General features: G+C 66.5%; 14 protein-coding genes. 3 read left to right on the top strand and 11 right to left on the bottom strand.

Features of this window, described 5'->3' with window-relative positions:
• The first annotated feature begins 70 nt into the window (after positions 1-70).
• Together QZ656_RS02855 and QZ656_RS02850 are read left to right on the top strand one after the other, a co-directional pair.
• Complete coding sequence (locus tag QZ656_RS02855) at positions 71-1,228, top strand: 5-(carboxyamino)imidazole ribonucleotide synthase (RefSeq protein WP_291992119.1); 1,158 nt, start codon at positions 71-73, stop codon at positions 1,226-1,228.
• Positions 1,218-2,249 (top strand): L-threonylcarbamoyladenylate synthase, encoded by a 1,032-nt coding sequence (locus tag QZ656_RS02850; RefSeq protein ID WP_291991954.1) that lies wholly within the window; start codon positions 1,218-1,220, stop codon positions 2,247-2,249. Before QZ656_RS02855 ends, QZ656_RS02850 begins: the two co-directional genes overlap by 11 nt.
• 218 nt (positions 2,250-2,467) lie before the next feature.
• Here the strand turns inward: QZ656_RS02850 and QZ656_RS02845 are convergent, their stop codons facing one another.
• The 3 genes from QZ656_RS02845 to QZ656_RS02835 all read right to left on the bottom strand — a co-directional run bounded on the left by QZ656_RS02845 (position 2,468) and on the right by QZ656_RS02835 (position 8,677).
• Complete coding sequence (locus tag QZ656_RS02845; RefSeq protein WP_291991953.1) at positions 2,468-6,553, bottom strand: translocation/assembly module TamB domain-containing protein; 4,086 nt, start codon at positions 6,551-6,553, stop codon at positions 2,468-2,470.
• A complete protein-coding gene (locus QZ656_RS02840; RefSeq protein ID WP_291991952.1) occupies positions 6,550-8,259 on the bottom strand; it encodes a BamA/TamA family outer membrane protein in 1,710 nt (569 codons plus the stop codon). Before QZ656_RS02840 ends, QZ656_RS02845 begins: the two co-directional genes overlap by 4 nt.
• 94 nt (positions 8,260-8,353) lie before the next feature.
• Positions 8,354-8,677: a hypothetical protein gene (locus tag QZ656_RS02835; protein WP_291991951.1), complete on the bottom strand. Its 324-nt coding sequence runs from the start codon at positions 8,675-8,677 to the stop codon at positions 8,354-8,356.
• On the opposite strand from QZ656_RS02835, the gene purL reads away from it, so the two are divergent.
• Entirely contained in the window at positions 8,667-12,704 is a 4,038-nt protein-coding gene (gene purL, locus QZ656_RS02830) for a phosphoribosylformylglycinamidine synthase (RefSeq protein WP_291991950.1), read from the top strand. The two genes, QZ656_RS02835 and purL, sit on opposite strands and share 11 nt — an antisense overlap.
• Positions 12,705-12,850: 146 nt before the next feature.
• Here the strand turns inward: purL and QZ656_RS02825 are convergent, their stop codons facing one another.
• From QZ656_RS02825 to scpB, 8 genes are all read right to left on the bottom strand, one after another.
• Positions 12,851-13,648: a peptidyl-prolyl cis-trans isomerase gene (locus QZ656_RS02825; protein WP_291991949.1), complete on the bottom strand. Its 798-nt coding sequence runs from the start codon at positions 13,646-13,648 to the stop codon at positions 12,851-12,853.
• A 69-nt stretch (positions 13,649-13,717) separates the two neighbouring features.
• Positions 13,718-14,026, bottom strand: coding sequence for a BolA family protein (locus tag QZ656_RS02820; protein WP_291992118.1), 309 nt, complete (start codon positions 14,024-14,026; stop codon positions 13,718-13,720).
• 2 nt (positions 14,027-14,028) lie between these two features.
• Positions 14,029-14,331, bottom strand: a complete 303-nt coding sequence (locus QZ656_RS02815; protein ID WP_291992117.1) for a YciI family protein — start codon at positions 14,329-14,331, stop codon at positions 14,029-14,031.
• Positions 14,331-14,864, bottom strand: a complete 534-nt coding sequence (locus QZ656_RS02810; RefSeq protein WP_291991948.1) for a septation protein A — start codon at positions 14,862-14,864, stop codon at positions 14,331-14,333. The genes QZ656_RS02815 and QZ656_RS02810 overlap by 1 nt, the downstream gene beginning before the upstream one ends.
• 312 nt (positions 14,865-15,176) lie before the next feature.
• The gene (locus QZ656_RS02805; protein ID WP_291991619.1) at positions 15,177-16,697 is read right to left on the bottom strand and encodes a transposase family protein; all 1,521 of its coding nucleotides are present in this window, start codon (positions 16,695-16,697) and stop codon (positions 15,177-15,179) included.
• Positions 16,694-17,602 carry a DUF4338 domain-containing protein gene (locus tag QZ656_RS02800; protein ID WP_291991618.1) on the bottom strand — a complete coding sequence of 303 codons (909 nt, stop codon included), beginning with the start codon at positions 17,600-17,602 and terminating at the stop codon, positions 16,694-16,696. Before QZ656_RS02800 ends, QZ656_RS02805 begins: the two co-directional genes overlap by 4 nt.
• Positions 17,603-17,831: 229 nt before the next feature.
• Positions 17,832-18,788, bottom strand: a complete 957-nt coding sequence (locus tag QZ656_RS02795; protein WP_291991947.1) for a pseudouridine synthase — start codon at positions 18,786-18,788, stop codon at positions 17,832-17,834.
• The gene (scpB, locus tag QZ656_RS02790; protein WP_291991946.1) at positions 18,778-19,335 is read right to left on the bottom strand and encodes an SMC-Scp complex subunit ScpB; all 558 of its coding nucleotides are present in this window, start codon (positions 19,333-19,335) and stop codon (positions 18,778-18,780) included. The genes QZ656_RS02795 and scpB overlap by 11 nt, the downstream gene beginning before the upstream one ends.
• Between the last annotated feature and the right edge of the window lie 4 nt (positions 19,336-19,339).

Below are 19,339 nucleotides of genomic sequence, written 5' to 3'. Positions count from 1 at the left end.
CGGACAACGGCGCTGCACCCGGCCAGAATTCTCGCTCGCCGGCAGCGGCGCGGCACGTGAAATCAAGATGATGATCCTTCCTCCCGCAACGCTCGGCATGCTCGGTGGTGGCCAGCTCGGCCGCTTCTTCGTCAGCGCCGCCCATGAACTGGGCTACCTGGTATGGGTTCTCGACCCCGACCCGCATAGCCCCGCCGGACTGCTCGCCGACCGTCATCTGGTCGCCGGCTACGAGGACTATGCGGCACTCGACGAACTGGCGAACGGCTGTACGGCGATCAGCACCGAGTTCGAAAACGTCCCGGCCGGCAGCCTCGACTATCTCGCCAAGTTCGTTCTCGTGCGGCCCTCGGCGGCGGCGGTCAGCGTCTGCCAGAATCGCATTGCCGAGAAGAACTTCCTGCGCCAACACCGCCTGCCAATAGCCGATTTCGCCGCCGTGCACGACGAACACGAGCTGCGCCAAGCGTCGGCCGCGCTCTTCCCCGGGATCCTGAAAGTCGCCCGTTTCGGCTACGACGGCAAAGGCCAGGAAGTGGTCGGCAATGCCGACGAGGCGCTGGCCGCTTTCCAGCGCTTCAAGGGCGAGACCTGCGTCCTCGAACAAAAGCTCGAACTCGGCGGCGAGCTGTCGGTGGTCCTGGCGCGCGACGAAAACGGCCGCACCGAGAGCTTTCCAGTGGCCGAAAACAGCCACCGCAAGGGCATCCTCGACGTTTCACTGGTGCCCGCCAGCGCCTCTGACGCACTCGCCAAGCGAGCCGCCGAGCTGGCCGCGACGATCGCCGATGGCCTCGCCTACGTCGGCACGCTGGCCGTCGAATTCTTCGTCGTCGGCGGCGAGCTGGTGGTCAACGAGATGGCGCCGCGGCCGCACAACAGTGGCCACTACACGCTCGACGCCTGCCTGACCAGCCAGTACGAACAACAGGTACGGGCGCTGTGCGGCCTGCCGCTTGGCGACCCGCGCGCGCACTCGGCGGCGGCGATGGTCAACCTGCTCGGCGACCTGTGGTACGAAGACAGCCCCGGCGGCCAACGCTACCGCGAGCCGGACTGGGCGCAGCTCTATCGTTTCCCCGGCCTCAAACTGCATCTCTATGGCAAGCACCACGCTCGTCACGGCCGCAAAATGGGCCACTTCACCGTCGTCAACGCCGACCCGCAACGAGCCCGGGAGCTGGCGATGGCGGCGCGTACCGCGATCGGCATCGTCGATGCGTCCTAAACAGCGCGAGATCGCGCGCGCTGTCGCGCTGCTGCAAGCCGGCGAACTCGTCGCCTTTCCCACCGAGACGGTCTACGGCCTCGGTGCCGACGCCGCCAACCCGTTGGCCGTCGGCAAGATCTTTGCCGCCAAGGGGCGGCCGGCCGATCACCCGCTGATCGTCCATCTGGCGGGCGCCGGCTGCCTCGACCGTTGGGCGCAGGACATTCCGCCGCTGGCCTGGGAACTCGCCGAGGCCTTCTGGCCGGGCCCGCTGACGCTGATCCTCAAACGCGCGCCGGCGGTGCCGACCGCGGTCACCGGCGGCCAGGATACGATCGGTGTGCGCGTACCGGCGCATCCGCTGGCGCTCGACCTGCTGCGCGCTTATGCCGACGCTGGCGGCGGCGTCGGCGGCCTCAGTGGGCTGGCCGCGCCGTCGGCCAACCGCTTCGGGCGAATCAGCCCGACCGACGCCGCGCACGTCCGCCAGGAACTCGGCGATTCGGTACCGCTGATCCTCGACGGCGGCCGCTGCCAGGTCGGCATCGAGTCGACGATTCTCGATCTGACGCGCGGCACCGCTGGGCCGCCGCGGCTGTTGCGCCCGGGACACGTCACGCCGCTGCAGATTGCTGCAGTGATCGGCGTCCTGCCGGAGATCGGCAGCCAACTGTCGAGCGCTGCGACGCCGCGGGTGCCCGGCTCGCTGGCCGCGCACTATGCGCCGACGACGCCATTGCGCCTGCTGCCGCTGACGCGCCTGGGCGAAGTCGTCGACGTCCTGCGCAGCAGCGGTCAACGCTGCGCCGTCCTCCATCACAGTGCATGGCCGGCTGGCATCGACGCGCCGCACGCCGCCTGCCGGCTGCCGGCCGACCCGCGCGGCTACGCGCGCGCTCTTTACGCGGCCTTGCGCAAGCTCGATCAAGCGGCAGCCGAACTGATCGTCGTCGAAGAGACACCGACGACGGCAGCCTGGTCGGCCGTCGCCGATCGGCTGCAGCGCGCCGCCTGCGGCGCCGGCCAGGCCGCTATCTGACTGTTGGCGAGCGCCGGGCGCCACCACGGCCGGTACGTAGCGTGCAGCACGCGGCACCACGCTCCGACGCGGTCATTGCGAGGAGGCAAAGCCGACGCGGCAATCCAGTTCCACACTCTGATTGAAGCGGCGCAGGCCAGGCGTCGCGCCAGGAAAGCGCTCGCGCTGCGTCGCCACCTCCGTCGCCGCGCATGTTCCATACAGCGTGCACCACGAGACTAGCGACCGAAGCGGTATTTCCAGAAGAAGTCCACCGCGTTGTCGGAGCCGGCGCGACCGACGACGTAGAAATTGCGATTGAGGAAGACGGTCAGCTTGACGACGCTTTCGGCGGTCGTCAGCGACTGGTCGTAGCTGATCAGCACGTCCGACGACAGGCGTTTGCCGACGCTGACGATCTGCCCACTCGTCGTATTGCTCGAACCGAATGAACCGGTGTTGGCAATGCTGCTGGTCTGCGAGCGGCCGGAACCGTCGATCGTGCCGCTGCTGACGCCGAACTCGTCGATTCCCAGACTGTGCTGCAGCTTGCTCAGCGTGCCGCCGTCCTGACCGCCGAACAGCGTCTGTGCGGCAGCCAGCAGTACCGACGACCCGCCGCCCCCCTCATGGTCGGACGCGTGCCCGAGAACCAGCCACGAAAGTTTTTCGGCGTCGGGAACCACGGGGTCGGAAACCAGCTTGATGATCGGCCGCCGGGCGGTGCCGGTGACCTCGACGCCGGCCTCGACCGGCAGATTGCTACGAATCGCCCGGATGTTGAGGCCCGGATTGTCGATCAAGCCCTGGAAGTTGAGAATCCCGCGCTCGATCGCCAGCTTCTGACCGTAGGCGTCGAAACGACCGCCGACGGTACGAATCGAACCGACCGCCCGCGGCAGCCCGGTTCCTTCGGACTCGATCTTGAGCGAGCCTGCCAGACGGGTTTCGACGCCAGCGCCGCGGAAACGGAAGTGGCGCCCGAGGTCGGCGTCAATGTCCAGTGACAACAAACGAGCCGCCGCTGGCGCCGTCGCCTTGCCCGCCCCCTTGCGGACGATCACCACATCCTCCGACAACTTCGGCGTACCGCTCTTGGCCAACTCCCAGTAGCCAGCGTCGACCTTGAACTTGCCGACGACGTCGAGCGCTTTCTGGCCGAGTGTCAACTGGGCGTCGCCGGAAACGAGCATCCATTGATTGTCACGCTGCGTCACACCCAGACGGTCGGCGTGCAGCTTGAGAACGCCGTCGGTACTGCCAAGGTGCAACTCGCCACTGGCCTCGACGCTACCGGGTTTGCCGGTCAGGGCCGCCACATCGATTCCCGGATCGAGCGCCAGCGTGCGCGGCATCGGCTGCAAATCGCTTTCAAAAACAAGCTGCTTGAGAAGCAGGCGTACGTCACCTGGCTGCTCACCCGTCAGTTGCAGCAGCAGCTTGCCGCGCTCCAGTCGCATGCCGTGGTCGAGCGCGCGGATGGCCAGGCCGTCACCCCGCCATTCGCCGCTGAGCTGAGGTTTCTCGGGTGTTCCGGCGAGCTGGATTTGGCCCGCCAGGCGACCGCCCAACTGCCATCCTTCGCCCAACAGCCGCGCCGCCCAGGCCAGATCCGAAACATTCAGTTTGAGCTGACCTTGCCATGGCGCCCGTGGATTGATCAGGGTGTCGGCGGCACCGGCCGCGCTCAAGGCGCCACTCAGCTCACCGAGCTGCTTGCCGCGCAACTTGAGCTCGGCGTCAACACGGCCATCCCTGGCCAGCAAACTGACGATCGCCTCCTCGAGACCGAGCGGCACGGCACCGATCGACACGTCGCCGCTGTCGCGCCACAGCCGCAGGCTACCCGTCGGCACCGCGACTTTCGGCGTCTTGCGCTTGCCGCCCGTAGCGCTGCTGCCGCTGTTCGCCAGATCCCATTCGGCATTCAGGCGTAGCGCCTCACTACTGCCCTTGGCGGTGACCATGGTCGCGTCGTCGAACCATTCCGGGAACTCGGCGAGCGTCGCCACCAGCGGCAGGCCGCGCAGACTACCGGCCGTCTGCCAGCGCGGCCCTTCAACCAGCACCCGCTCGAGACGCGCCGACCACGCCGGCCCGACGAACTCCGCGGGGCCGGCACTGAAGCGCTCGGCAGAAGCCTGCAAGGGCAGCGGCCCGGCGAGACGAACGAAAGGCTTGTCCTTGCTGAGCAGCGAAGACACGCTCAGCTCGCTCAGCGTACCGGTCCACAGCGGGCCGCTGGCCGGCGTCGCCAGGCCGCCTTCGAGCAACAGACGCAGATCGCGTTTGCCCGGCAGCGCGATCTGGCCGCGCAAACGGTGCGCGCTGCGGACGCCGTCGGCGTCGAGCAGCAGCTTGCTGAAGAGCGTCGTGCCGTCAGCCAGGTCCATCCCCGCCAGCTGCAGCTTGCCCGAGACCAGCCCGTCGTGGCCATCGCCGAGACGGGCCGCGAGATCGAGGCCGCGGATTTCACCGAAGCCCTTCGCCGCCAGGCGCGCCGACCGCAGGTCTGCCGACACTTCCGGCGACTTGCTGCTGCCGCCCAGAACCAGCGTGCCGTTGACATCGCCATCGACGCCCAACGGATCGAGTTTCGCAGCCGCGATGGTCACCATCAGGCGGTCGCCACGGGCGCCAAACGCGCCTTTCGCCGTCAGCTGGTTGCCGGCCGCGTTGAGCTCGACGTCGGCCTTGCGCAGCCGTTCGCCGAGCAGGTCGACATCGCCTTTGCCGGTCACCGACTGGCCACGAAAACGACTGTCGTGCAGTTGAAAGCGCAGACCGAGAGCGAGCTGTGGCTGCCTGCTGCCGTGGGCGTCGAACTCGGCATTGAGACGCGCCGCCGGCACGTCGGCAAAGCGGCTGGGATCGAAATTCTTCAGGCTTCCCTGCACCGCGAACTTGCCGCTGTCGACCAGGCCGAGCTTGCCGCTGGCGAGCAGACTCGCGTCGGCGCTCTGCAGTCGCAGCTGCTCGACGACGATCTCGGTCGGGCGAATGGCAATCTTGCTGCCGACGGTGAACTGCGGATCGCGCAATTCGGTTTCGAGCAACTGCTGATTGAGGCCCAGGCTGGCGCGCAAGGGACCGGCAAGTCTTGTTCGCCGCAGGCTGCTGTACAGCGCACTCGCGTCGAGCGCCGTCGCCGTCAGGCGCAGCGTCAATTCGCTGGCGCGCAGCACGCCGCTGCCGCGCAAGCGTCCGCCGCCCGACAAACGGAGATCAAGATCGGCCAGTTGCAACGCGTCGTCGCTCAGACGCAGACCGCTGTGCAGCGATTCGACCGGCAGCAACTGCCGGTCGGCGGCACCGGGGCGCCGATTGAGCATCTTCAGGCGCCCGCCGAGGCCGTCCGGTGCATCGCCGAGCGGCCGCAAATCAACGCTCAGATCAAGCGCCGCCTGCGGCGCACCCGGACTCCACGCCGCCGGGTCGACGCCCGTCAAGCTGGCGACCAGTTCGACGATCGGCTGTGCCAGGAAGGGCTTGACCGTGGCCGTCACCTGGCCGGCGAAGTTCTCACCCGCTTTTGCGGCTAGCGGCCGGCCGCTGCCGCGGACGACGAGCTCTTCGAGCGAGCCGTCGGCGCTGAGATCGAAGGCCAGATCGCGGCCAGCCGCCTGCCCCTCGATCGCCGCCTTCGCCGCCAGTGCGTACGGCTGCTCGGCCGCCAGCGACAGCTCGCCACTGACCGCCAGGCTACTGACGCTGGCGCGCAGTGCCGACACGCGATGCCCAGCACCGTCGCTGGCCAGCGTCGCGGCCAGCGCTTCGACCAGCGTCGCCGCCTTGCCCTCGGGAGAAGCGTAGTCGCCGACCTCGATACGGCCGACCTCGAGCTGCTCGATATCCACCGGCAGCGGCAGACGCAGGCTGCCCGGCAGCGTCGACGGCTCGTCGCTGGGCAGGCTCGCGACGCGCAGACTCGTCGCTGCCAGACGGCTGACCGCGAGTCGCGGCTGCAGCAGCTCGGCCGGGCGCCAGTCGAACTGCAGGTCCTGCAGCTGCACGTCGACCGTCGCATCCCGCCAATGGATCGACCGCAGGGCCAGCGAGCCGGCCAGCGAACCCGTCGGTTCGCTGAGCGTCAGCTGGCCACCGGCAAGTTTCTCGAGACCCTGGCAAGCCAGGCGGAAACCACTCTCGGTCGCCAGCAGCCAGGCGAGTGCGACGAGGAGCGTCAACAAGGCGCCAGGCGGCAGCAGCCACGGCCAGCGGCGCCGTTTGCGCGGCGACGCTGGCGACGCTGGCGACGCGGCGTGCTCCAGCTCCATTGGGTCGGGCGTTTTGGGCGGCTCGGGCGGCTCGGACGCGGCGTTCAAAACGGCACCGACAGGGAAAAGTCCAGGCGCACTTTGCCTTCGCGCTGGCCGTAAGCGAGGTCCACACCAAGCGGCCCGAGTGGGCTCTTCCAGCGTGCGCCAAGGCCGTAGCCGAGGGCCAGGTCGAAGGCATCGCGGCTGTCCTGGGCGTCGCCGGCGTCGACAAATACCGCGGCACCCCACGACGGCGTCAGCCAGTGCGTGTATTCACCGCTCATGGTCATCAGATAACGCCCACCGACAACCGCCGAGCCGCTCGGCACGCCGAGGCTTTGATACGCGTAGCCGCGCACCGAGTTGCTGCCGCCGGTGCGAAAAAGAAAACTCTGCGGAATGCCATCGCTTGAAGGCGCAAAGGTGACGCCCAACTCGGCGCGAAAAAACAAGCCATCGCTGGCGCCAAGCGGCACGCCCTGAGCATAACGAAGATAGGTCCGCAGAAAGTTCTGATCGGAAAGCAGCTGCTTGCTGCCGCCGCCAAGCTGGAACTGCAGCGCCATCCCCTCGGCGACATTCAGCGGATTGGGCGCATCGCGCCAGGTCCAGCCAGCCTGTGCGGTCAAGGCCTGGTTGGTGGTGCTCGGTGAACCCTTCGGCGTCTGCTTTTCTTCCAGCCAGTTGAGCGCCAGGCGCTGCTCGACGCTGCCGCGCTTCTGAACGCGCGTGGCTCCCACCGAGTAGCCCTCAAGCGCCAGATCCTGGATGTCGGAGCTCTCGAAAGCCATGCCGACACCATCGCGCCGCCGCCGCTCGTCGGGTGGAAAGAAAACGTCGGCGTACGCCGTCTGCCGCAGTTGCTCGATACGCACGCCGGTGTGCAATTCCCAGGCGCGCTCAAGAAAATCAGCGCTGCGGTAGTTGGCCTCGACGCGCGCACCGGTATTGGTGCTGTAACCCGCGCCCAGCGCCACCTGATACGGCGCCAGCTCGCGGACATGGACCAGTACCGGCGCACTGACCCGCCCATCGGCCGGCAGCGGCGAGCTGTCGGCTTCCTTGCTGCGATCGAGCGCAACGGTTACCGATCCGAAGAACGGCGTGTCCTGCAAGGTCGCCTGCAAAGCCAGCAGCTGCTCCTCGCTGTACGGATCACCCGCCGCAACGCTATGGTTGTAGCGCTCGATCAACGCCGCCGAGTAGCGTTTCAGACCACTGATCTTCAGCTCGCCAAAACTGTAGCGCGGACCGGCGACGACGACGACCTCCAGATCGACCCGCTGCTCGTCCGGGTGGACTTCCGCGCGACTGTCCTGCAGTTGACCGCCCGCGAAGTCTACGGCAAGCAAATCGGCCAGCAGCGATTGCTTGGCGTCGTCCCAAGCGGACTGCCGGAAGGGCTCGCCACTCGGCAGCTTCCAACCCTTGAGCAAGGTCTCCCGACGCGCCGCTTCGAGATCACCGACAATTTCGATGCGCACGCTGCCGATGCTCGATCGCGGCCCCGGGTCGACCTCGAGCAGCAGCTCACCAGCACGCTCGCTGACGACCACGACTGGCGAGAAGTAACCCTCGGTCGCCAACAGAGCCGGCACTTCGCGCTGCATGCGGCGCTCGAACGCGGCCCGCTCCGGCGCGTCGCTGACGTCCCCCAAATCGAGATAGTTTCGCAGCAGGTCGCGCACCGCGTCTGGCGCCTGCAATTGCGGCACAGCGGCGAAGACCGGTAAGGCGAGCAGCAAGGCTGCGAGAGCGAACAACTTGTGCATCTTGAATCATGTACCCGAATGGCATGCAGCGAATTTTGGTCTTGACGATCGTCCCGGCCGGCCCGAACTGGTGGCAAATCGTTGCGAATCCTGGCTACTCGTGGCCAATCCGGCCGACCAGCCGCAAGCTGTTGCGGCAGGCGCTATAGGATAAACGCTTTGCGGCCATCGTCGGAAAAATCTGCGGGCCAGCAAGGGCTAAGGGTGATGAGCTGTTGAGATACCCCAGATCAGCAAAGTCATGACCCTTGCCCTCGCCCGCCGTGGGCATGGCGGCTGGCACCGCCAGCGAGCCGGCGACCGCCGGAGCACCGCCGCGGTCGGCTATAATCGCGGCTCCTCGCCGATCTTTCCAGGCTTTCTTCCCGCCCGCAGCTTTGCCTGCCCTTCTCTGCAGCCCGCCCGCCATGGCCGACATCCTCTTTCTCCGCGGCGCCGCCGCGTTTTCGTCTTTCCGTCTGCAGGGTCTGCAGCAGCGCGTCGCGAGCGCCGTTCCCGGCGTCCCGGCGATACGCATCGCCGCCGCCGATTACTGGCATTTTGTCGCCCTGCGCAGCGCGCTCGGTGACGATGAGCGGCGGCAACTGGCGGTGCTGCTCGACGAGCAAGCCGAGGCCGCCGCCAGCAGTGGCGAACTGTTCCTGGTCACCCCGCGGGTCGGCACCATCTCACCGTGGTCGTCAAAAGCCACCGACATCGCCTGCAACAGCGGCCTGCTCGCCGTCGAGCGCATCGAACGCGGCATCGCCTACCGGCTAAGCGCCGGCAAGCGCCGGCTGTCGGCGCTCGAACGTGCAACGATCGCCGCGCTGCTCCACGACCGCATGCTGGAAACCGTCAGCGACGACTTCGCGCAGACCGCCGCGCTGTTCCACCACTTGCCGCCGCAGCCACTGGCCAGCGTTGATCTGCTGGCGGGCGGCCAGGCCGCGCTGGCCGAAGCCAATGCTCGCCTCGGACTCGCGCTGTCGGACGACGAAGTCGATTACCTCGTCGAGCTGTTCGGCAAGGCGCAGCGCAATCCAACCGACGTCGAGCTGATGATGTTCGCGCAAGCCAATTCCGAACACTGCCGACACAAAATCTTCAACGCTTCGTGGGTAATCGACGGGCAAGCCCGCAGCGAGACGCTGTTCGGCATGATCCGGGCGACGCACCAGGCGCATCCGGCGGGAACCGTCGTCGCCTACTCGGACAATTCGTCGGTCATCGAGGGCGCCAGCGTGCCGCTGTTTCACGCCGCCGCCGACGGTCAATACGTCTGGCACGACGAACTGACGCACATCCTGGCCAAGGTCGAGACGCACAATCACCCGACGGCAATTTCGCCTTTCCCGGGCGCGGCAACGGGCTCCGGCGGCGAGATTCGTGACGAAGGCGCGACCGGCCGCGGCTCGAAGCCAAAAGCCGGCCTGTGTGGTTTCTCGGTCTCCAACCTCAACATCCCCGGTGCGCTGCAGCCCTGGGAAGCCGAATCGGCCCACTACGGGCGGCCGGCACGCATCGCTTCGCCGCTGGCGATCATGCTCGAAGCGCCGATCGGCGCTGCCGCCTTCAACAACGAGTTCGGCCGCCCGAACCTGGCTGGCTATTTCCGTACCTACGAGCAGTTCACCGGCAGCGCCGAGAATCCCGAAGCGCGCTTGCTGCGCGGCTACCACAAGCCGATCATGGTCGCCGGCGGCGTCGGCAGCATCGCCGCCAGCCAGTCGTTCAAGGCCGCGACGCTGCCGGCCGGAACGCTGCTGATCCAGCTCGGCGGCCCGGGGATGCTGATCGGCCTCGGCGGCGGCGCCGCCAGCTCGATGACTACCGGCAGCAATACCGCCGACCTCGACTTCGCGTCGGTGCAACGCGGCAACCCGGAAATCCAGCGGCGCGCACAGGAGGTCATCGACCGCTGCTGGCAAATGGGCGCCCCGGCCGGCGACGGATCGGCGGCCGGCGACGGCAATCCGATCCTCTCGGTGCACGACGTCGGCGCTGGCGGAATTTCCAACGCCCTGCCCGAACTCGCGCACGGCGCTGGCTGCGGCGCGCGCTTCGAGCTGCGAGCGATCCACATCGAGGAGCCGGGGATGTCGCCGGCCGAAATCTGGTGCAACGAAGCGCAGGAGCGCTACGTGATGGCCATTGCGCCTGCGCGCCTGAGCGAATTCAAGGCGCTCTGCGAGCGCGAGCGCTGCCCCTTCGCGGTCGTCGGCGTGACCACCAACGACAAGCGCCTGCTCGTCACCGACAGCCATTTCGGCAACCAACCGGTCGACATGGACATGGACGCGCTGCTCGGCAAGCCACCACGGATGACCCGCCGCGTCACCCATCTGCCGGCGCCAACGGTGGCCTTCGACGCCACCAGCGTCGAACTGCGCGAAGCGGCCGGCCGCGTCCTGCGGCTGCCGGCGGTCGCCGACAAGACCTTCCTGATCAGCATCGGCGACCGTTCGGTTGGCGGCCTGAGCGCCCGCGACCAGATGGTCGGCCCGTGGCAAGTGCCTTGCGCCGACGTCGCGGTCACGCTGATGGCTTTCTCTGGCTACCTCGGCGAAGCCTTCGCCATCGGCGAACGCGCACCGCTGGCGGTGATCGATGCGCCGGCTTCCGGACGGATGGCGGTCGGCGAGGCGCTGACCAACATCGCCGCCGCCGACGTGGCGACACTCGGCGACGTCAAGCTGTCGGCCAACTGGATGGCCGCCGCCGGTTTCCCGGGTGAGGATGCACGCCTTTTCGACACCGTCCGTGCGGTCTCCGAGCTGTGTCAAAAAATCGGCGTGGCGATCCCGGTCGGCAAGGATTCGCTGTCGATGCGCAGCGCCTGGCACGACGGTAGCGAGGAAGAAGCGGGCGAACAGAAACAGGTTGTTTCGCCCTTGTCGCTGATCGTCACCGCCTTCGCGCGCGTGCACGACGCGCGCCGGACGCTGACCCCGCAACTGGTACTCGACGCTGGCGAAACCGACCTGCTGTTGATCGATCTCGGCGACGGCCGTAACCGCCTCGGCGGCTCGGCGCTGGCACAGGTCTTCAACGCCACCGGCAGCAAGACACCCGACGTCGACGAGCCGGCGCTGCTGGTCGCCTTCTTCGCCGCGGTACGTCAGCTGGCCGCCGACGAGCTGCTGCTCGCCTACCACGACCGCTCCGACGGCGGCCTCTTCGCGACCGTCTGCGAGATGGCCTTCGCGTCGCATTGCGGCGTTTCGATCGACACCGATGGCCTCTGCTACGACCCGCTGAGCAGCGACGTCGACGGCAACGAGAAGCGACCCAACCTGCTCGCCGGCCGTTCCTTCGAGTTGCTGATGCGCGCGCTGTTCAACGAGGAACTCGGCGCCGTCGTGCAGATTCGCCGCGCCGAACGCAGCCGCGTAATGAGCGTTCTGCGCGCTGCCGGGCTGGGCGCGTGCACGCAGTTCATCGGCGCGCCCAACCCCTGGGACCAGATCCGCATCATCCGCAACGCCAAAGCGGTTCTTGCCGAGCCGCGCGTCGACCTGCAACGCGCGTGGTCCGAAACCAGTTTCCGCATGCAGCAACTGCGCGACAACCCGGAATGTGCGCAGCAGGCCTACGACCAGATCCTCGACACCGAAGACCGCGGCCTCTCGGTGACACTGAGCTTCGACCCGAGCGACGACGTCGCGGCGCCGATGATCAACAGCGGCCTGCGCCCGCGCGTCGCGATCCTGCGCGAACAAGGCGTCAATGGCCACGTCGAAATGGCTGCCGCTTTCGATAGTGCGGGCTTTGCCGCCATCGACGTACACATGAGCGACATCCTCGCCGGTCGCGTCGCGCTCGCCGACTTCAAGGGCGCCGTCGCCTGCGGCGGCTTCTCGTACGGTGACGTGCTCGGCGCCGGCCAGGGCTGGGCCCGCACGATTCTTTTCAACGAGCGCGCACGCAACAGCTTCTCGGCTTTCTTCGCGCGCCCCGATACTTTCGCCCTGGGCGTCTGCAACGGCTGCCAGATGCTCAGTGCGCTCAAGGAAATGATCCCTGGCGCCGACGCCTGGCCGCGCTTCGAACGCAACCGCGTCGAGCAGTTCGAGGCGCGCTTCTCGATGGTCGAAGTGCCGGCGTCGCCGTCGATCTTCTTCACCGGAATGGCCGGCAGTCGCCTGCCGATCGTCGTTTCGCACGGCGAGGGACGCGCCGTCTTCGGCTCGCCCGACGAGCAGGCGCGGGCGCTGGTGGCGATGCGCTATATCGACCACGCCGGCCAGCCGAGCGAGGCCTATCCGGGCAATCCGAACGGCTCCCCGGCCGGCATCACCGCGCTGACCACCGCCGACGGTCGCTTCTCGATCATGATGCCGCACCCCGAACGTGTCTTTCGCAGCGTCCAGATGTCCTGGCACCCGGCCGACTGGGAAGCCCGCGGCTGGCACGATTCGCCGTGGTTGCGGATGTTCCACAACGCCCGCCGCTGGGTCGGCTAGGCGCTGACCACAGCGGGCGCCGTCGCTGGCGTCGTGTTGCCTTTTTGGCGTGCCAAGGGCGGCACGCACCGACACCCTCATGGCGAGGACGCGCACAAAAAAAACGCCGGCAAACCGGCGCTTTTTCTTTTGACGGTGTCGCTCGCTTAGTCGACCTTCGCCTTGGCACGCAGCTCGTTGACCAGTTTCTGGATCTGCTCCTGCTGCAGGCGCTGCGCCAATTGCTGCTTGATCTGGTCGAAGGGCGGCGGCGTCAGCGGCCGCGTGTCTTCGAGCAGAATCACGTGGTAGCCGAAATCGGTCTTCACCGGCGTTTCGCTGTACTTGCCCTTGGTCATGCCGGCGACGGCATCGCCGAAGGGTTTGACAAAGCTGGCGGTGCTCGTCCAGCCGAGGTCGCCGCCTTTTTCACGCGAACCGGGGTCTTTGGACTGCGTCGCCAGTTCCTCGAATTTCTGGCCCTTCTTGAGGTTGACGATGATCAGCTTGGCGTCTTCTTCCTTGTCGACCAGGATGTGCCGCAACTTGTACTCGGTGGTGCCCATCTGCGCCTTCAGGCGGTCGTACGCGGCCTTGACCTGCTCGTCGCTGATCGGATGCTTCTTGACGTAATCCTGGACAAAGGCCCGGATATAAATCGCCTGCCGGGCCAGGTCGGCCTGTGCAGCAACCTCGGGGTTCTTGTCCAGACCCATCTTCTTGGCTTGCTGGACCAGCAACTCACGGCGAATCAGCTCTTCGCGGATGGCGTTTTTCAGTTGCGGCGTGTCGGCAGCACCTTGCGCCTCTTGTTCGGAGAGGAAGGCATCGGCGACGGTCTGCGAGATGGCAACGCCGTTTACGGTCGCCAGCGTGTTGCCCTTGGCTTTGTCGGCGGCGGTCGCCGGTAGTGAGATCAGTGCGCCGAGCAACAGTGCGCCGGCCAGCTTGGAGAGCTTGAGCATGTCTTCTTTCCTTCAGTTGAGATGGGGGGTGGGATCGGATAGTGCGATGTGCGATGTGCGATGCAGGAATCAGGGGCTGACCGCTGCGATTGTGCTGACTTCGTCGGGGCTCAGCGCCTTGATGCTCAGGGCGTGAATCCGGCTGTCCATCAGGTCGCCGAGCGCCTCGAGCACCCGGCGGTGACGCGCCAGCCGGCCCTCGCCGGCAAAAGCCGGCGAAACAATCAGCAGGCGATAGTGGCCGCCGCCGCCTTTGGCGCCTTCATGGCCTGCGTGCCGAGCCGAATCGTCGATCAGCTCGAGACGCAGCGGCGCCAGGACCGCGAGGCGCTGGTGGATGACCTCATCACGCGCCGCAGCGGCCGCGACCGGCGCCAGACTCACGCCGGCAACGCTTTCTTGAATGGCTTGACGCTGACCGCCTGGTAAACGCCGGCGGCGACGTAGGGATCAGCATCGGCCCAGCTCCGGGCGGCGACCAGTGATGCGAATTCGGCGACGATCAGGCTGCCCGAGAAACCGGCAGGACCTGGGTCCGGCGAATCGATCGCTGGAAACGGGCCCGCCAGCAACAGCCGGCCCTCCTCCTGCAGCGCCTGTAGCCGCGCGATGTGCGCCGGCCGGGCGGCGAGACGGTCGGCGAGCGAATCGGGACGATCTTCGCCGACGATGGCGTAAAACATCATTTCTTCTCCTCCATGTACTTCGATAGCAAAAAGCCCTGCGCGAGGACGAAAACGAGCATCAAGCCGGTGGCACCGAAAAGCTTGAAGTTCACCCAATCGTCGGTGGAAAAGTTGAACGCCACCCACAGATTGATCACGCCCATGAACAGAAAGAAGCCGGCCCATGCCCAGTTGAGCTTGGTCCAGGCGACTTCCGGCAGTTCCATCTGCTCGGCCAGCAAGCTGCGGATCAGGTTCTTCTTCAGGAACAGCATGCCACCGAGCAGCACCGCGGCAAACACCCAGTACAGGATCGTCGGCTTCCACTTGATAAACGACTCGTCGTGAAGGATCAGCGTCATACCGCCGAAGACGGTGATCACCACCAGGCTGACCCACAGCATGGTGTCAATCTTGCGCCCCCTGAACCATAGCCAGCCGATCTGCGCAAAACTGGCGGCCATCGCCACGCCGGTCGCCACATAGATGTCGCCGGTCTTGTAGGCGATAAAGAAAAGGATGACCGGAAATAGATCGAAGAGGAACTTCATGACGTGTGCCGTAAAAATATCCGTCGATTATTGCCGATTTGCCCCGCGCCTGTCCATGCTCGGAGCTTTCCGGCAGCCCTGACGCATGACCTCCCCGAATCGACAGCACTTGCCGGTTACGCCCACTTTCGCCGCCGAGGCGGCCAGATGGGGGTTGGCTAGCGGCAAGGGAGCGCTTGCGGCGCGGGGGTTTGGTGTTCAGTCAGTGGGACAGGAGAGGTCGAGGGAGCTCCGTTACGATCGCCAGGCGAGCCTTTCCCGGCGCGGGGTGCGCCGCGCTTGGGAAGATGTGTTGGGCAGGCCTGGGCAAGGTTATTCGAGTTGCAGCAGGAACGGTTCGGCGAGAAGCAGACGCAGGCGTGCTGGGTCAAGCCAGGGCGCAGCACAGGAATTACGGATGAAGGCGATGGCGCCGCGCACACCGAGTTCTTGATACAGGTTGCGTAACTGCCGGGTGAAACGTGCCAGGGTATTGAACACATGCGCCAGGCGCATGAGGAGGTGATAGCCTTTCATGGCATTCCAGTCGAGGGCAAAGGCATGCTCGTAGTGGTAGCCCTGATGTTTTTCGACGAGGAAGCCCGCTTCGATGCCCCAACGGTGGCGGGCACCGAGGTTGCAGCGCTCATGGACATTGTCTTGTCTGAGCGGTTGGCTGGAGAGCCAGGCGTGGCGCGATGTTTCGGTGACGGTCCTGGCCTGTTCATCGATCTTTTCCCAGCTTTCCTCACAGACCACCAGGTTCAGCTTGAGACGCTGACGCCCGTTGGCCGCGAAGGCGTAGTCGATGTCGTTGACCCAGCTGAAGTGTTGTCGGCGCCTTCCCCAAGCGCGCTGCACGGCTTGTGGCTTCAGGGCGTGGAGTGCGCGGAACTCCTGCCAGACCGTGGACAAATCCTTGTCCTTAAGCACGATCATGAACTGCCAGTGGGCGCGCAAGCAGCGCTGCATCACCGGCCCGTTGGCGTAAAGGCCGTCGAGCAGGAGCAGGATCGGCAGGCGGGGGAACAGCGTCTTGAGCCGGTCGCTCAAGCGCACAAAGCCGCGCAGCTCGCAGTCCTGCTTTTGTGCTTCGGTATCGCCCAGCGCGTGTTCGAGGAACTCGCTGAGCAGTGGGACGACCAGGCCGTTGTGGAAAGCCAGGCTGGCCTCGAGGACGTAGACGAAGTACTGGGTGTGGCGGGTTTCCTCCTTGCCGACGGTGCGCTGGAGGAGTTCCTCCGCCCAGAGGGTGTCGCCGGCGACCTTCTGCGAGCCGTCGATGGCGATGGGGTAGCAGTGGTTGATCAGATAGCGGCGGAAGCTCTTGCCGCGGATCAGCCGCTTCACCAGATCGACGTGGGCCTGCTCAAGGTGGTCAAGGTCGATGTCGCGCAGCAGCCGAAACAGGGTGTCGGCGTGTGGTAGGGTCTCGATCTCCGGGAACAGCAGGTGGAGGTTGGCCATGAACTGGGGACGGGATATTTCGCGGTTGGTCTCGCGCCGAGAGGAGAACTGAAAGACGAACATCAGCAGACCGTAAAGCAGCAGCGCGGTCAGCTTGTGGCGGCGCTTCCTGGGGTCTCTCGGGTCGGGAATTTGTTCCAGTTGCTCGAGCAAGGCGGGTAGCTCTTTGCGCAGGAGACGCGTCTTTTTGCTCACGGCGTCCTCGCGGGCCTCCCTTTCCTCGCCGACGGTCGCGAAGGCTGAGCATCGGTTGGGCAGAGAAGTGGGGGAGTGGAGGACTTGTCCACTCGCGCGCCGTTTCGCGTTCAGTGCCTTTTCCTGCCGTTTCTTCTCTGAGCGCAGCTCCTTGAGGGCAGCGCGTGTCGGGCGACGGCAGGGTTTGCTCATGGCCGGGAGCTCCCAGGGGCGGCACACAGCCGGTCGCGACAATCGGCGCTCAGCGGTTTGAGCCACACCTGGCGGGGCGTGCTGCGATACGACTGGCCGGGGCGGGCCAGCCCGCGCCCGCTGGTTGCCCCGAGCAACTGCCAACCGGCCGCGCGGTAACAGGTGCCGGTATAGTGACGAGGATCGACGAAAGTCTCCAGCAACAGGGGCTCGAAGCCCCAGTGATCGAGCCAGTCCGCGCGTGCGCGGCGCGCGAGTTGTCCGAGCACATGACTGGCCAGATGCGGCACCCGGACGTGGGGAAAGATCAGGAAGCGGCTGTTGTTCACCACCCGCGCCAGGTTCTCGCGGCGGGCCTGGGCCGTCCAGCCGATCCAGCGGTCGCGCACGGCGACCGCGCGGGCAGCGCCGGCCAGCAGGACGCTGCCGAGCCGCCGGTCGCCCGCCGTGATGAAGTAGCGCAGGCGGTAGCCGAAGGCCCCCTGGAAACCCAGTGGGTGCCAGCGCGCCACCAGCGCATCCCACTGCGCCACCAACGCCGCGTCGCGAACGACTTCCAGGCAGACCGGTGCGAGTGCCGACAGGGCGCAGTGCACGGGAAGCTCCCCGGTGACCGTATCTACGGGTGCCGCGGGCGGCGCGCAACGGCGTGCTGACGACGGCCTTATCGCCGGCAGTGTCAGCAGCCCGGCCGCCTGCAAACGCTCCAGAAACTCCAGGCAGGCGCTGATCTTCGCCGTCCCTGTCAGAGTGGTCCACCCCAGGTGCTCGCAGACCGTCGCCGCCAACTCCTTGCGCGCCAATCCCGGCAGCCACGCCACCGTCCCGCACACCTCGGCGATCTCCGCGGCGCTGAATACGCGACCGCAGTGCACCCACTCCCCTTCGCTCGTTGCAACCACCACGATACCTCCGGCTGAAACGTGGACCAATGACCCTCCACCTATCCTGCCAGAAGTCCCCCCGGCTGTCTAGCTCCCTTGTGCGAAACCTTTTTTGCCTGCCCACCGCAACGCCTTGCCAGTACTGGGCTGGCGCAGTCATGCTTCAGCGCTGGCTTTCCGGCGCGATTGCCGCAGGCCGCCGAGCTGACGCTTTGCCAAGCGCAGTCAGGCGGCGCTTCGAGAAAAGTGTTCAGCGCTCGCGCGGACGCCTTGGCGTTCGATCGGGCTGTGGATTTTCCATGCCGAAACCGGTCAGCAGACGCTTCACCTCGGGCTCGCTGAGCTCGACGACCTGCCCGCGTTTGAGGTTGGGCGGCAGCGCGATCGGCCCGTAGCGAACGCGCATCAGACGGCTGACGACGACGCCGACGGCTTCGAACATACGCCGCACCTCGCGGTTTCGGCCCTCGAAGAGCGACACCCGGTACCAGCGATTGGCGCCGTCGCCACCGGCGTCCTGAAAGCTGGCGAAATTCGCCGGGCCATCGTCGAGGTCGATGCCATCGAGCAGGCGCTGCCGCGATTCGTCGGGGAGATCGCCGAGAATCCGTACTGCGTATTCGCGGATCAGCTGGTAACGCGGATGCATCAAGCGGTTGGCGAGGTCGCCCGAGGTCGTCAGCAGCAGCAGACCACTGGTGTTGAAGTCGAGGCGACCGACCGCCACCCAGCGGCCGAGCGACAGCCGCGGCATTGCCGTAAAGACGTTTGGCCGATGCTCGGGGTCGTTGCGCGAGACGATCTCGCCGTCGGGCTTGTGGTAGATCAGCACCCGCGGCAGACGGTTCGAGAAACGAACATTGACCAGCTTGCCGTTGACCTTCACCCGCTCACCCGGGCCGACGCTCTGACCGATGCGTGCAGTCTCGCCATTGACGCTGACCCGGCCGGCAGCGATCAGCTCCTCCATCTCGCGCCGCGAACCGATGCCGCTTTGGGCCAGCAGCTTGTGCAGGCGCTCGGGCTCGGCCGGCGCCTCCTGGTGGCGGCCGCGCGCCGACGGATCGGTGGCTGGCCGGCGCCTGCTGGTCTCGAGCGCCGGCTCGTCGGGAGCCGACGGCCGTGGCGGCCGTGGCACTCGCGGCGGCCGCGGCGGCCGCGGCGAGGAGGAAGGATTGGTATCTAATTTGCGCTTGCTATTGGCCATCAGCGAGGTCCATGTCCGAATTGAGTGGTTCCAGGGGTGGCAACTCGGCAAGGCTGCGCAAACCGAGGTCGTCGAGAAATTTTCGTGTCGTAGCCAGCAAACCGGGCCGCCCGGGTGTATCGCGATGGCCGACGACGTCGACCCAGCCGCGCTCCTCGAGCACCCGGATCACCTGCGTGGCGACCGTCACGCCGCGGATATCCTCGATATCGCCACGCGTCACCGGCTGCCGGTAGGCAATGATCGCCAGTGTTTCGAGAACCGCGCGCGAGTAGCGCGGCGGCTTTTCCGGATTCAGCCGCTCAAGATACGGCATGTACTCGGCGCGCGTGCGGAAACGCCAACCGCTCGCCAGCGGCAACAACTCGAGCGGTCGCTCGCGCCATTCGACGCGCAGCTCTTCGAGCAGAGCGCGCAAGGCGTCGGCGCCAACGCGGTCTTCGAAGACCTTGCGCAATTCGAGCACCGACACCGGTTCGCGGCTACTCAGCAGGACCGCCTCGAGCACCCGCTTGAGCTCGCTGGCACTAGCCGGCAAAGCGTCCATCGAT

Source organism: Candidatus Accumulibacter sp. ACC003 (genome assembly GCF_907163085.1).
GTDB lineage: Bacteria > Pseudomonadota > Gammaproteobacteria > Burkholderiales > Rhodocyclaceae > Accumulibacter.
The sequence above is the reverse complement of the archived record's forward strand: the minus strand, read 5'-3'. Positions and strand labels throughout refer to the sequence as shown.

What these genes read in the sequence shown, in the direction of transcription:
- QZ656_RS02795 (WP_291991947.1), bottom strand. Translation starts at nt 18,788, where the DNA reads ATGGCCAATAGCAAGCGCAAATTAGATACCAATCCTTCCTCCTCGCCG.
- QZ656_RS02850 (WP_291991954.1), top strand. Translation starts at nt 1,218, where the DNA reads ATGCGTCCTAAACAGCGCGAGATCGCGCGCGCTGTCGCGCTGCTGCAA.
- QZ656_RS02815 (WP_291992117.1), bottom strand. Translation starts at nt 14,331, where the DNA reads ATGTTTTACGCCATCGTCGGCGAAGATCGTCCCGATTCGCTCGCCGAC.
- QZ656_RS02855 (WP_291992119.1), top strand. Translation starts at nt 71, where the DNA reads ATGATCCTTCCTCCCGCAACGCTCGGCATGCTCGGTGGTGGCCAGCTC.
- QZ656_RS02840 (WP_291991952.1), bottom strand. Translation starts at nt 8,259, where the DNA reads ATGCACAAGTTGTTCGCTCTCGCAGCCTTGCTGCTCGCCTTACCGGTC.
- purL (WP_291991950.1), top strand. Translation starts at nt 8,667, where the DNA reads ATGGCCGACATCCTCTTTCTCCGCGGCGCCGCCGCGTTTTCGTCTTTC.
- QZ656_RS02835 (WP_291991951.1), bottom strand. Translation starts at nt 8,677, where the DNA reads ATGTCGGCCATGGCGGGCGGGCTGCAGAGAAGGGCAGGCAAAGCTGCG.
- scpB (WP_291991946.1), bottom strand. Translation starts at nt 19,335, where the DNA reads ATGGACGCTTTGCCGGCTAGTGCCAGCGAGCTCAAGCGGGTGCTCGAG.
- QZ656_RS02825 (WP_291991949.1), bottom strand. Translation starts at nt 13,648, where the DNA reads ATGCTCAAGCTCTCCAAGCTGGCCGGCGCACTGTTGCTCGGCGCACTG.
- QZ656_RS02805 (WP_291991619.1), bottom strand. Translation starts at nt 16,697, where the DNA reads ATGAGCAAACCCTGCCGTCGCCCGACACGCGCTGCCCTCAAGGAGCTG.
- QZ656_RS02810 (WP_291991948.1), bottom strand. Translation starts at nt 14,864, where the DNA reads ATGAAGTTCCTCTTCGATCTATTTCCGGTCATCCTTTTCTTTATCGCC.